Origin of the sequence: Roseibium album, assembly GCF_001404515.1 — a bacterium.
GTDB lineage: Bacteria > Pseudomonadota > Alphaproteobacteria > Rhizobiales > Stappiaceae > Roseibium > Roseibium album.
This window is the reverse complement of record NZ_CXWE01000011.1, coordinates 18,240-30,946: the sequence shown is the minus strand read 5'-3', so window position 1 is coordinate 30,946 and position 12,707 is coordinate 18,240. Positions and strand designations below refer to the sequence as shown.

At 55.2% G+C, this 12,707-nt stretch carries 10 protein-coding genes; 7 read left to right on the top strand and 3 right to left on the bottom strand.

What is annotated here, in order from left to right:
- The first annotated feature begins 447 nt into the window (after positions 1-447).
- A complete protein-coding gene (locus LA5095_RS28095; RefSeq protein WP_055121141.1) occupies positions 448-3,366 on the top strand; it encodes an Rne/Rng family ribonuclease in 2,919 nt (972 codons plus the stop codon).
- A gap of 97 nt (positions 3,367-3,463) precedes the next feature.
- Here the strand turns inward: LA5095_RS28095 and LA5095_RS28090 are convergent, their stop codons facing one another.
- Positions 3,464-4,630: a pyridoxal phosphate-dependent aminotransferase gene (locus LA5095_RS28090; RefSeq protein WP_055121140.1), complete on the bottom strand. Its 1,167-nt coding sequence runs from the start codon at positions 4,628-4,630 to the stop codon at positions 3,464-3,466.
- 222 nt (positions 4,631-4,852) lie between these two features.
- On the opposite strand from LA5095_RS28090, the gene LA5095_RS28080 reads away from it, so the two are divergent.
- The 6 genes from LA5095_RS28080 (at position 4,853) to LA5095_RS28055 (ending at position 11,231) form a co-directional block, all read left to right on the top strand.
- Positions 4,853-6,280 carry a M48 family metalloprotease gene (locus LA5095_RS28080; protein ID WP_235808797.1) on the top strand — a complete coding sequence of 476 codons (1,428 nt, stop codon included), beginning with the start codon at positions 4,853-4,855 and terminating at the stop codon, positions 6,278-6,280.
- Between the two features lie 59 nt (positions 6,281-6,339).
- Positions 6,340-7,128 carry a DsbA family protein gene (locus LA5095_RS28075; RefSeq protein WP_082442567.1) on the top strand — a complete coding sequence of 263 codons (789 nt, stop codon included), beginning with the start codon at positions 6,340-6,342 and terminating at the stop codon, positions 7,126-7,128.
- Positions 7,129-7,432: 304 nt separating this feature from the next.
- Positions 7,433-7,912 (top strand): acetyl-CoA carboxylase biotin carboxyl carrier protein, encoded by a 480-nt coding sequence (gene accB, locus LA5095_RS28070; RefSeq protein WP_055121207.1) that lies wholly within the window; start codon positions 7,433-7,435, stop codon positions 7,910-7,912.
- A 15-nt stretch (positions 7,913-7,927) separates the two neighbouring features.
- Positions 7,928-9,274, top strand: a complete 1,347-nt coding sequence (gene accC / locus LA5095_RS28065) for an acetyl-CoA carboxylase biotin carboxylase subunit (protein ID WP_055121138.1) — start codon at positions 7,928-7,930, stop codon at positions 9,272-9,274.
- A gap of 50 nt (positions 9,275-9,324) precedes the next feature.
- The gene (aat, locus tag LA5095_RS28060; RefSeq protein WP_055121137.1) at positions 9,325-10,005 is read left to right on the top strand and encodes a leucyl/phenylalanyl-tRNA--protein transferase; all 681 of its coding nucleotides are present in this window, start codon (positions 9,325-9,327) and stop codon (positions 10,003-10,005) included.
- Positions 10,006-10,169: 164 nt separating this feature from the next.
- Entirely contained in the window at positions 10,170-11,231 is a 1,062-nt protein-coding gene (locus LA5095_RS28055; RefSeq protein ID WP_055121136.1) for a hypothetical protein, read from the top strand.
- An 86-nt stretch (positions 11,232-11,317) separates the two neighbouring features.
- On the opposite strand, the gene LA5095_RS28050 is transcribed toward LA5095_RS28055, so the two are convergent.
- Positions 11,318-11,704 carry an NADH:ubiquinone oxidoreductase subunit NDUFA12 gene (locus LA5095_RS28050; RefSeq protein WP_055121135.1) on the bottom strand — a complete coding sequence of 129 codons (387 nt, stop codon included), beginning with the start codon at positions 11,702-11,704 and terminating at the stop codon, positions 11,318-11,320.
- A 200-nt stretch (positions 11,705-11,904) separates the two neighbouring features.
- The gene (locus LA5095_RS28045) at positions 11,905-12,612 is read right to left on the bottom strand and encodes a response regulator (RefSeq protein WP_173937374.1); all 708 of its coding nucleotides are present in this window, start codon (positions 12,610-12,612) and stop codon (positions 11,905-11,907) included.
- Between the last annotated feature and the right edge of the window lie 95 nt (positions 12,613-12,707).

The window sequence follows — 12,707 nt, the reverse complement described above, 5'->3', positions numbered from 1 at the left end:
CGACGGAACAGAGGCCGTTCTGCCGTTTCGAGAAGTGCCTTGTTGCTGAAGAGAAGGTAGCGGCAAATCTTTGAGACCGCGATGTCTCGCCAGATTGAAACCTGCCTTTGCGGCAAGGTTCAGAGCGAGATAACTGGCGGAAAACAAAGACGAATCTTTCCGGAACCGGCGATAGCAGACGAAGCGGCATTCCCCTCCCTGCTCTCCGGCAAAGGTACAACGACTTAACTTAAGGGCCTGCGTTGCCCCGAAGGACCCGCGCGATGAACACAGTGACCAACACAAGGCAAGGCTCCGCTTCAGCGGCCGCTTTTGTTGGTCTGACGACCGCGCAGGGCGCAGACGCCCTTCCCAATCTTAGCAAAACAATTACGGCAGCCCTTCTCCTTTCGGGCGATGCGCGTTTACGAAACGCGCCCAGCAACGCTGCCGTGGAGACGTTCAATAATGGCAAACAAAATGCTGATCGACGCGGGCCACCCGGAAGAGACCCGGGTCGTCGTCGTACGTGGCAATCGTGTTGAAGAATTCGATTTCGAAGCGGCGAACAGGAAACAGCTTCGCGGTAACATTTATCTGGCGAAAGTAACACGGGTCGAACCCTCGCTTCAGGCAGCTTTCGTTGAATATGGCGGAAACCGCCACGGTTTCCTGGCTTTCAGCGAAATCCATCCCGATTACTATCAGATCCCGGTCGCCGACCGGGAAGCGCTGCTGGCTGCAGAAGCAGCAGAGCGCCAGGGTGAAGATCAGGAAGCTGAAGAAAAGCCAAAGCGCCGCCGCCGCTCGCGGGCAGCGAAAAACGAGTCATCGGAAACTGTTGCCAGCGAAAAAGTGGAAACCGCTGCTGATGATGACTCCGACAACGCCGATGGCGCAGCTGATCAGGACAACACCCAATCGGCAGGTGCTGAAGACGGTGTTGCCGAAGACCCGACCAATGCTGAGGACATTACGAGCGACGGCGAGGAAAATGCAGCCGGAGCAGAAACTGAGACTTCCTCGGATAGTGACGAAACAGCCGTAGAAGAAATTTCAGCCAGGTCCTCCGAAAATCAATCGAGTGACGACGACTCGGAAGCGTCTACTGCAGACGATTCAAATTCCGAAGCCGATGAGAATGCATCCTCCGACGCTTCGAGCGATGACGAAGAGGCCCCTGTAAGAGCACGCAGCCGTCGCAGGCGGCGCAATCGAGACGACGACGACGAGATTGAAAACGACGATGACGCCGTTGAATCGGTTGGTGCCGAAGACGCGATGGAAGAAGTTCCGGAACGTACTGTTCCGCTTCGCAAGCAGTACAAGATTCAGGAAGTTATCAAGCGCCGCCAGATCATTCTCGTTCAGGTCGTCAAGGAAGAGCGCGGGAACAAGGGTGCTGCTCTAACCACTTACCTGTCGCTCGCGGGTCGTTATTCCGTGCTGATGCCGAACACCGCGCGTGGTGGCGGAATTTCGCGGAAAATCACACAACCGACAGACCGCAAGCGCCTTAAGAAAATTGCCTCCGAACTCGATGTGCCGGAAGGCATGGGTGTAATCCTGCGAACGGCAGGTGCCAGCCGGACGAAAGCAGAAATCAAACGCGATTTCGAATACCTGATGCGGCTTTGGGAAAATGTCCGGGAGCTTACACTCAAATCAAGTGCCCCAAGTCTTGTTTACGAGGAAGGCAGTCTTGTCAAAAGATCCATAAGGGACCTTTACAACAAGGACATAAACGAAGTCCTGGTTTCAGGTGACGAAGGCTATCGCGAAGCCAAGGACTTCATGCGCATGCTCATGCCGAGCCATGCCAAGAATGTTCAGCCCTACCGCGATCCCTCGCCTCTGTTTATCCGCAATGGCGTCGAACCACAGCTCGATGCGATGTTCTCGCCTCAGGTTACACTGAAATCCGGTGGCTACATCGTAATCAACCAGACGGAAGCACTGGTGTCGATCGATGTGAACTCCGGCAAATCGACGCGCGAACATAACATCGAGGATACGGCGCTTCAGACGAACCTCGAGGCTGCTGAAGAAGTTACCCGCCAGCTTCGTTTGCGGGATCTGGCAGGTCTGGTTGTTATCGACTTCATCGATATGGAAGAGTCGAAAAACAACCGCTCGGTTGAGCGAAAGCTGAAAGACTGCCTGAAAAACGACCGTGCGCGCATTCAGGTTGGACGGATCTCCCATTTTGGCCTTTTGGAAATGTCGCGCCAGCGTATCCGCACAGGTGTTCTGGAGAGCTCGACAACGCCTTGCCCGCATTGTCAGGGCACCGGCATGATCCGTTCCGTGGAATCGGTCGCACTTCATGTTTTGAGGTCCATTGAAGACAATCTTCTCAAGGGTGCGACACACAACCTGATCATACGTACAACGACACAGGTCGCGCTTTATATTCTCAACCAGAAACGCTCGAACTTGTTCGATCTGGAAACCCGTTTTGCCGTTGAGATAGAAGTAAATGCCGACGACATGGTGAATGGTCAGCTATATGTGCTTGAACGTGGTGCACCCGTTGATCGGGATCGCATTCCGGCACCCCCACCGATGGTGCAACCGGACACGGTCGAAATAATCGACGAAGACACCGAGCAACCTGATGTCGAAGAACAGGCGCAAGACGAGGACGGTGGAGACCGCCGCCGCAAGCGACGCCGGAAACGCCGGAAAGGCGGGTCCGACAATGGCGACGAAAGCAATGATGAACGTCAGGTAGCATCCAGTTCGGAGGATGCAGATAGCGACGAAGCTCCGTCGCAGGACGCACAGGCAGAAGACGAAGACGGCAACGGCGATGAGCCGCGCCGCAAGCGTCGTCGTGGCCGTCGCGGCGGACGGCGTGGTCGACGCAATGGAGAAGGTACGGAACTCCAGGGCGACGACATGTCCGACGGAGATGTCCAGCAATCGGCCGATGCTGAAAGCGGAACCGAAACGACGGAAGCAACCGACCCTGTTGAGACTGAAACAGGCGAAGCCAATGCCGCAGTTCCCGAGACCTCGGTAACACCGGAGACGGATACAGAAACATCTGCTGGTTCGGAAGAAACAGATGCTTCAGTTGAAGTTTCCGCCGAGGTTGATGAGGTACCGGACGTGCAGGCGGCTGTCGCCGAAGCCCGCGATAACAATGGATCTGATGCACCTGAAGTCGAAACATCGGCTACAGCGGAAACCGCGCCCGAGAACATTGTTGTCGAAACCCCGACATCCGAACAGCCTGTCCCGAACGAAACGACCGAGGAGACGGCCGATACCAAACCTTCAGCGCCTGCTGAGCCGGTTGTAACCAGCGAAACTTCTGATGAAGATCAGGAAGGCAAGCCGAAGCGGGTCGGCTGGTGGCAACGTGGCCGATCGTTTTTCTGATCATGCCCGGTGAATAGGAAAAAGGCGGCCGATGGCCGCCTTTTTTGTGTTCCGAACGAGAAAAACCTTGTGAACTACTGGTCCGAAATTCAATTTTTCAGCGAGACAAGAAATTCGACATGCGGACAAGAGCCTCCTTCATGTTTTCATGCGCGCCGGCAAATGAGAACCGCAGGAATTTATGGCCGTGCACAGGGTCGAAATCGACGCCCGGAGTTGCTGCGACACCTGCGTCATGCAGCATTTGTCTTGCAAACCGGAGGCTGTCGTCACTGAAACGGCTGATATCCGCATAAATGTAAAAGGCGCCATCAACAGGGAGTAACTGATCGAAACCGATGGCAGGCAGCCCTTCAAGCAACAGCTCTCGATTGGCGACGTACCCGGCCTTGACTGCTTCAAGTTCCTGAACAGAGCCCAATGCTGCGGTTGCCGCAAGCTGAGACATCTCCGGTGCGGAGATATAAAGGTTCTGGGCAAGACGCTCTGCCGGACGCACAAGTTGATCTGGTAAAACCATCCAGCCTATGCGCCAGCCTGTCATGCAGTAGTACTTGGAAAAGCTGTTTATGATTATCGCATTATCCGAAATTTCAAGGGCTGACTTCTGGTCTCCGGAATAATCAAGTCCATGATAGATCTCGTCTGAAATGAACCAGATCTTTTCCGCTTCGGCAAACTTGATCAATTCGGTCAGCGCATCGGAGCTCATCATGGTCCCGGTTGGATTGGCCGGACTTGCCACCAGTATCCCTCGTACGGGCCCGTCCTTGAGGGCTTGCTCAATGTGTTCCGGCGTCAGGCACCACCGCGTTTCCTCACTCACTTCTATCTCAACTGGAACCAGACCCAGCGATCGCAGAATATTGCGGTAGGCCGGATATCCGGGTGCCGTCAGCGCTATTCTGTCTCCAGGGTCGAATGCGGCGAGAAAAGCAAGGTTGAACCCGGCAGAGGAGCCGGTCGTCACCATGATGCGGTCCGAAGGTACCTCAACCCCATATTCTCTTTTGTAGTGCTCGGCGAGCGCATGACGGAGCGGCTGAATGCCCGCAGCTGCCGTATAACCGAGACGACCATGCTCCAGTGCCTTTCGTGCCGCCTCAAGTGCCAGCCTGGGGGCTGGAGCGGATGGTTGACCAACTTCCATGTGGATGATCGATCGTCCCCCGGCTTCAAGCTTTGCAGCTTCCGCGAGAACATCCATGGCTATAAAGGGAGCAACGTCGCTGCGCCGAGATGGTTGAAATGCTTCATTGGTCATGGAGATGCTGTACTTCCGGCCTATTCCTGTCCTGCTGACCGTATTGCGGATTTTCCGCACGCTTGCAATGCATCCCGGAATCAAAGCCGTGGCATATGAGCATGAGACGACCAAACCTTTCCGAAATGTCATGCAGGAATTCTTGACCCGAACCGAACACGTCCATACTTTCGCCTCACCTTGAATTGTTTAATCTTCCCGGTACCGGACAGGAGTTACGACTTGCTGCTTTCCTCGCCCGCTTCTGCCTTTTTTCCAAAGCAGTCGCTTTTGCGTCTCCTGCGCAAGGCAGTGGCTATTGTGTGTTCCTTGGCAATTGTGTTGCCGATGGTCGTAGTTCCCGCAAATGCTCAGCGGGGCAAGATTCCCATTGTTCGCGACGCAGAGACGGAAGCTCTGTTGAAAGACTATGCGAAACCGATCTTCAAGGCTGCGGGCATTGCACATTCGGAGCCGGAAATCATTCTGGTCAACAACAAAAGCTTCAACGCCTTCGTTCCCGATTCACGCCGCATGTTCATTAACATCGGTGTCCTTATGGAAGCCGAGGCGCCAAGTGAAGTGATCGGTGTCATTGCCCACGAAACCGGTCACATAGCCGGGCGACATCTGGTTCGCTTGCGTGCCGCTGCTGCAAATGCCCAGATCATAGCGGTTATCGGCATGCTGTTGGGTGCAGGCGCAGCCGCAGCGGGCGCTGCTTCGGGTTCAGGCCAGGCCGCGTCCGGCGGCGCTGCTGCTGCTTTGGGAGCAACATCAGTCGGCAAAAGATCATTGCTTTCCTACCAGCGTGGCGAAGAAGCCGCGGCTGACCGGGCAGCTCTTAAATATCTCAATGCAACCGGGCAAAGTCCGCGGGGCATGCTGAAGACCTTCCAGCGCATGTCCGAACAACAGTTGTTTTCCCGTCAATATGCAGACCCTTATGCACAAAGCCATCCAATGGCCCAGGAACGGTACAACGGTCTTTTGAACCAGGCGCAGAAATCCAAGTACTTCAATCAACCGGAAGACTATGTACTCCAATACCGGCACGATCAGGTGCGCGCCAAGCTTTTTGCCTTTTCCAGTCATCCTTCGGCGACATTGCGCGCCTTCCCTCGAAGTGACAAGAGCCCTGCTGCACAATACGCGAGGGCAATTGCGGCAATGAAAAGCCGCGGCAAAGGTGCCGTGAAGGAAATCGATGCCCTGATCCGGACGCAACCCAACAACCCGTACTATTACGAACTGAAGGGTCAGGCGCTGCTGGAAGGCGGAGACCCGAAGCGGGCGATTGCGCCGTTCCGCAAGGCCTTGTCTTTCAAACCGAACGAACCGCAGTTCCTCGTTTGGCTCGGTTATGCTCTGGTTGGCGCAAACAATTCGACCTATCTGCCGGAAGCAGAACGCGTGCTGAAAAAAGCCATTCAACGGGATTCAAATTCCGGCGTTGCCTATGGCCAGCTTGCCATAGCCCATGGCCGGCAAGGCGAGCGAGCCGAAGCAGATCTGGCAACGGCGAAAGGTTTGATGGTGCGCGGCGACTTCGACGCAGCGAAACGCTATGCGGCGCGTGCTCAAAAAAGTTTGAAGCGTGGATCGCCGGCATGGGTTCAAGCAGACGACATTGTAGCGTACAAACCACCGGATCTGCCGAATCGCCGGTGATACCGAAAATCACGCATGGTGGTGGAGACTGGACATTCCGACCACCAAAGGAGTTTTCAATGGCCCAACTTTTCACACTTTCGCAGCGACTGTGTCCCCCAGTGGTTCTGCGCATACTTTCTGCAGCGGCACTGATCCTGTCATTGATGGCGGGAACCGTGGCGGCGCAGGACCTCAATCGCGGCGACGTTGAAAAGATCGTGCGTGATTACCTGCTCGAAAACCCGGAGATCATAGCCGAGGCTCTCAACGAGCTTCAGCGCCGCGAACAGGAAGCTGAAGAAGCCGCCCGTCTGCAGGTGCTCAGCGATAGTGCCGACGTCCTTTTCAATTCCACCCGTCAGGTCGTCCTCGGGAATCCGGAAGGGTCTGTCACAATCGTGGAATTTTTCGACTACAACTGTGGCTACTGCAAGCGCGCCTATGGCGACATGGTCAGGCTGATTGATGAAAATCCTGATCTCAAAGTCGTCCTGAAGGAATTTCCGGTGCTTGGTCAGGGCTCGATCGAAGCCGCACAGGTGGCGGTCGCCGTAAACTCGGTTGCGCCGGAAAAATACGGTGATTTTCACGAAGCTCTGCTTCTGAGCCGTGGCCAGGCCAACCTGTCGAGCGCGATGGCTGCTGCGACAGGAGCAGGTGTTTCCGAGGCCGATCTCCAGGCTGCCATGGCAACCGATGAGGCGGGCCAGACCATCGAGGAAGTCTACGCGTTGGCAAACCGTCTCGGACTGACAGGAACACCATCCTACGTCGTTGGAAACGAAGTCGTGATGGGCGCAGTGGGATACGACCAGCTGACCGCCAAACTGAGTGCCTTGAAGAATTGCGGCGAGGCAACCTGCTGAGCAACAAACACGCAAGGCTGTTGGAAACCGCATCCCGGCGTTATCAATGGGAAATCAGGGGTTTTCCTGACACAATTGAATCCCTATAAGAAGCTTGGCCCGCATTCGGCCGAATGCGGGCCAATGATCTGTTACCGCCACATTTTGGCGGAACAAAAAGTGCGGATTGAACCGGATTTTGCATGGAGAATGCCTCGTAAAACCCGGAAACTGCCGGAAGGACGTCGCCGAAGAGGGGCATCCGGTATCAGTCAATCAGATTTCCCCGCTTTTTGTGGAGCGAGTACGAGAGCCAAACGATATGATGCGTAATGATAACAAGAAGTTCGACACGGCCCTGATCCGGGATCTCGCAGTTCTGCTTGACGAAACGAACCTTTCCGAGATCGAACTGGAACAGGGCGATACACGCATCCGTGTTGCCCGCCAGGTATCGATAAATGCACCGGTCAACGTTCCCGCGTCGGCAGCCATCGCTTCGGCGGCCCCTGTCGCTTCGGCACCTGTGGCAACGCCGGTGGAACCCGTCGCGGAAAAGCCGACACAGTCGGGACTGACCGTCACTTCGCCTATGGTTGGCACTGCTTATCTTTCGCCTGAACCTGGCACTGCAGCTTTCATTCAGGTTGGTGACCAGGTCACCGAGGGCCAGACGATTTTGATCATTGAAGCCATGAAAACCATGAACAATATTCCTTCCACCAAAACCGGCACTGTCAAACAGATCCTTGTCGACGATGCCCAGCCGGTGGAATTCGGCGAACCGCTCATAGTCGTCGAATAAGGAGCCGCCAGGGCCATGTTCTCCAAAATTCTTATCGCCAATCGGGGTGAAATCGCTCTGCGCATTCTGCGCGCGTGTAAAGAGCTCGGCATTCCAACGGTTGCCGTACATTCGACGGCGGACGCCGATGCCATGCATGTGCGCTTGGCAGATGAAAGCGTTTGTATCGGACCACCCGCTGCCCGCGACAGTTATCTCAACATTCCGCAACTACTCGCCGCGTGTGAGATAACCGGTGCAGACGCCGTCCATCCGGGCTATGGCTTTTTGTCCGAAAATGCCCGCTTTGCGGAAATACTGGAAGCACACAATATCGAGTTCATTGGCCCGACCGCTGAACATATTCGCGTCATGGGAGACAAGATCCAGGCCAAGCAGACTGCCAGGGACCTCGGCATCCCGGTGGTTCCGGGATCTGACGGAGAAGTCACTGCCGACGACGATGCGCATGCGATTGCCAGGCAAATCGGTTATCCGGTGCTTGTGAAGGCTGCGGCCGGTGGCGGCGGACGCGGCATGAAGGTCGCCAAGAGCGAGGCTGAACTGGATACCGCGCTATCCACCGCCCGCTCTGAAGCCAAGGCATCATTCGGCGACGATGCTCTTTACATGGAAAAGTACCTCGGCAAACCCCGCCACATCGAAATCCAGGTTCTGGGTGACGGCAAGGGAAATGCCGTCCATCTCGGCGAACGTGATTGCTCCTTGCAGCGCCGCCACCAGAAGGTCCTTGAAGAAGCCCCCTCGCCCAGTCTCAACGCCGAACAGCGTCACAAGATAGGTCAGATTGTCGCCGATGCGATGCGCGAGCTGAAATATCGGGGCGTCGGTACCGTTGAGTTTCTTTACGAGAACGGCGAATTCTACTTCATTGAAATGAACACCCGTCTTCAGGTCGAGCATCCGGTCACCGAAATGATCACTGGCATCGATCTCGTCAACGAGCAGATCCGCATCGCCGCAGGCGGTGATCTGGACATGACCCAGGAAGACATTAAATTCGACGGCCATGCTATCGAATGCCGCATCAACGCGGAAGATCCCGTGACTTTCGCTCCATCACCTGGAACGATAACCTACTATCATCCGCCAGGAGGTCTTGGTGTGCGGGTCGATTCAGGCGTCTATCAGGGCTACAAGATTCCACCCTATTATGACAGTCTGATCGGCAAGCTGATCGTTCATGGCCGCAATCGTGTGGAATGCATGATGCGCTTGCGCCGATGTCTTGACGAATTTGTGGTTGACGAAATCAAGTCGACTATTCCGCTTTTCCGCGATTTGGTGGACAATCAGGATATAGCGAACGGTCAGTACGACATCCACTGGCTGGAAAAATACCTGGCTGACAAGTCGAACTGACCGGGTTCTGGCGAAGGGGACCGTCCCTTCCACCCGGAAAGCGAGGCCTCATGGCTGGTTACAAAGACGATATTGTAATGGAAATAACACCGCAGGTGCTTCTCAAAGCCTATGCCTGCGGCCTGTTCCCCATGGCTGAATCCGCAGATGATCCGGGCTTGTTCTGGCTGGAGCCTGAGCACCGCGGAATTCTGCCGTTTGCCGATTTTCATATGCCACGGCGATTGAGACGCACGATACGAAATGATGTCTTCGAAATTCGGGTCAGCACCGATTTCCAGGGCATTATTGACGGTTGTGCGGAACCGATGCCGGGTCGTCAGAAAACCTGGATAAACCGGGAAATCCGACGGCTCTACGGAGAGCTGTTCGAGATGGGGCATTGCCACACGGTCGAAGCCTGGCAGCACGGCGAACTTGTGGGTGGACTTTACGGTGTCAGCCTGAACGGTGCCTTCTTCGGCGAAAGCATGTTTACCTTCCGGACCGATGCGTCAAAGGTGTGTCTTGCACATCTCGTCGCCCGACTGATCGTCGGCGGTTACTCCCTGCTGGACACCCAGTTTGTGACCGATCATCTGACCAGGTTCGGCACACAGGAGGTCTCGCAGGCCGACTACAACAGTCTGCTGGCCGAGGCTCTCAAGCTCGAAACCGACTATTACGCGTTATCGCCCCAGGCAACTGGCCAGGAGGTATTGACAGTTCTGGACTCCTGGCATTCCGAATAACTGTTTGTCATTCAGGCTGAATTCGTGCCTTCCGCAGACAACCGCTATTGCTGACATTTGAGATTGGTCGCCGCGCAACTCCTGCGAGCTCACTTGGTTGTATTTGCTTAAAAAACGATTATTGATAGAATTCCCCAACGTAATCCTTGTTTTAGGGAAACAACATGGCTGGGGACATCAAGGACGCTGCCGACAGCAAGGCGGCGGACAAAACCAAACTGGACACCCGCTTGAGCGGTCAACCCAGGCAAGGGCATCAACCTTCGACCGAGAAAAACATTGCCGGACAAGAGACCGGTGAGTTGACCGACGCGTCTGCAACAAACGAGTCGACAGGTTTTCGTTCGGATTTCAAGCAAGCAACCGGGAAGATCAAGGACATGGCGACGCTCATGTTCGCCGACGCCGATCCGCCCAGTGATCCTCAAAACATGATCAAGGACGAAAAATTCAATGAGGATCTGAATACCCTCACCAGCTTGCATTCATTTCTGATCCGCGAAGCAACATCCCTTCCGGAAAATTTCAAGCTCGGACGGCTGAACCGTCTCAAGGCTGCTGGCCCCGGTCAAAAGGGCCGTGCGCCCGATCAAGGCGAATGGGAAGCACTCGAGGAGAAAACACAGGTCCTGTTTGCACACTTGAGCGACGCCGACAGGAAGAGTTACCTGGCGTCCCAGATGCCGAACTTTCTGCCAAGGCTTGCGGTCTGGCTGGTTGTTGTTTCGATCGGATCAATGATCCTGTCGGTTTTCATGGCGGAAGTCACGCTCCTCAGCAAAGGCCTCGACGGCGCGCTCATGGTCCTGTTTTTTCTGCTCTGGCTCATGTCTCTGGGGGCAATTGGCTCTGCAGCATTCATAGGATTCAACGCAATCGCTGTGACCAGTGATATCACGTTCGATATCTCCGACTCCCGTCTCATTGTGCAAAGGATTGTGCTTGGTGCGCTGTTTGCACTTTTTTTCACGCTTCCATTTGGTTTTCACGAGTTTCTTGCGTTTGTAAAAAGCCTCAGCGCCGCGGCTCTCAACAAGACAACCGTTCCGACAAAGTCGGAAGTTGCGTTCACCAATCAGTCCATGCTGCTGATCATGCCCTTCGTGCTGGGTTACAGCACCTCGCTGGTCATCCTGATCCTGAATCGGATCATCTCGTCGGCAAGCACCCTGTTCGGTGCCCACGAAACACCGGCAAAGGCCAAAGCCAGAAGCAAGTCGGCTTGAAAATCGACCAGTCTTTGATGCTGTACGCGATCACACAAAAAAGCCCCGCGAAAGCGGGGCTCGCTTGTACTTGCAATATCGGTCACTCAGCCGCCCGGTGTCCACGCATCGTAGTCACCAGTCACTTCGGGACGTTTTTCCGGTGTCAGAATCGAACCGTGTGGGCGGTAGGCCGCCGGTGATCCGGTGTGGTTGACCTCATGCGGCTTCTGCCAGTGTTTCGGATGGTAGGTCTCGTCTGAAGGAGGGGTATCGACCCTGTGGTGCATCCAGCCATGCCAACCCGGAGGAATTGCCGAGGCTTCTGCGAGGCCGTTGTAGACCACCCATCGTTTCTTGCCGCCACGTTCCTTGTAATACTTGTTGCCGGCTGCATCCTCGCCGACAAATTCACCTTTACGCCAGGTGAAGAAGCGGGTTCCCATGGTCTGGCTGTTCCACCAGGTAAAGACTTCAAGCAGCAGATTTTTCATGGCCCTTGAAAGGTCCCTTGATAGCATATGACTTGAGCCCGGACGGGCAATGCCCACGGCCGGATTTTGGCGGACTATGGCGTCAAGAGTGGCGTCTGTCCAGTGCCGGGCTGCCGCAGGGTCGGAGAAATCGACCTAATCCGCACGACGATCTGCAAACGAGGCTGCCGGATCGGATTTTCCGGGATATGCCCTGCTGGTCAGTGCAGCTTCAGGTCTTTGGATTTTACATATTCCGCATTGCGGATGTGCTTGGCAGCGGCGGATTGCTGCTTCTTCACGCCACCTTTCTTCACCCCTGCAAACACGGGCTCCTTTTTCTCTTGCCTGTCAAATTCCTCTTCGACAACCTCCTCAACCTCAGCGCGTTTTTGTATCGCTTTCTTGTGTTGAATGCGTGCACCGGCCAGCGTTTGCATTTTTTCCGCCTGCTCATCCATGGATTTCTGGATGCCATTGATGTTGTAGAAACCGGAATGCTCAAGGATCATCGGCCGGTCGTCAGTCAACAGCCATCTGAGTCGCTTGTACAAGGTTGACGGCGAAAGCGGCTTGACGAGTACATGGTGTGCGCCTGCACGCAGGGCCTTGTCGACCAGGGGTCGTGTACCGTGTGCCGTGATGAAGAGAATCGGCACATAGCAAAGGGGTTCCATGTGACGGTGCCGGACGAGTCGCAAAAACTGGTATCCGGATGTCGGTTCCATCCGCCAATCGGTCAGAATCACGTTCGGTGGCTCAGCAAGGCTCGCTTCAAGAGCCTCTTCGACCGAATCAAACACCCGCACCCGCGCTACCTTGAAGCTGAGAAGAATCGACCGGATGATCGTCTGCATTGGCTTGCTGTCTTCCACGACGACCGCGTCGATATCTTCCATCGCAAGGCCAAAGGCGGCGTGATGCTTCATGTAATGCGGATCCCTTTCCCTCTCGTTTCCGCACTTAATCAGACCTGGCTTAAACCGGGTTGAAACCACCGACCTCCATTTTCGTCAAATTTTCA

Coding starts and splice junctions, on each gene's coding strand:
- LA5095_RS28095 (WP_055121141.1), top strand. CDS start 448: ATGGCAAACAAAATGCTGATCGACGCGGGCCACCCGGAAGAGACCCGG.
- LA5095_RS28090 (WP_055121140.1), bottom strand. CDS start 4,630: ATGACCAATGAAGCATTTCAACCATCTCGGCGCAGCGACGTTGCTCCC.
- LA5095_RS28075 (WP_082442567.1), top strand. CDS start 6,340: ATGGCCCAACTTTTCACACTTTCGCAGCGACTGTGTCCCCCAGTGGTT.
- accB (WP_055121207.1), top strand. CDS start 7,433: ATGCGTAATGATAACAAGAAGTTCGACACGGCCCTGATCCGGGATCTC.
- accC (WP_055121138.1), top strand. CDS start 7,928: ATGTTCTCCAAAATTCTTATCGCCAATCGGGGTGAAATCGCTCTGCGC.
- aat (WP_055121137.1), top strand. CDS start 9,325: ATGGCTGGTTACAAAGACGATATTGTAATGGAAATAACACCGCAGGTG.
- LA5095_RS28055 (WP_055121136.1), top strand. CDS start 10,170: ATGGCTGGGGACATCAAGGACGCTGCCGACAGCAAGGCGGCGGACAAA.
- LA5095_RS28050 (WP_055121135.1), bottom strand. CDS start 11,704: ATGAAAAATCTGCTGCTTGAAGTCTTTACCTGGTGGAACAGCCAGACC.
- LA5095_RS28045 (WP_173937374.1), bottom strand. CDS start 12,612: ATGAAGCATCACGCCGCCTTTGGCCTTGCGATGGAAGATATCGACGCG.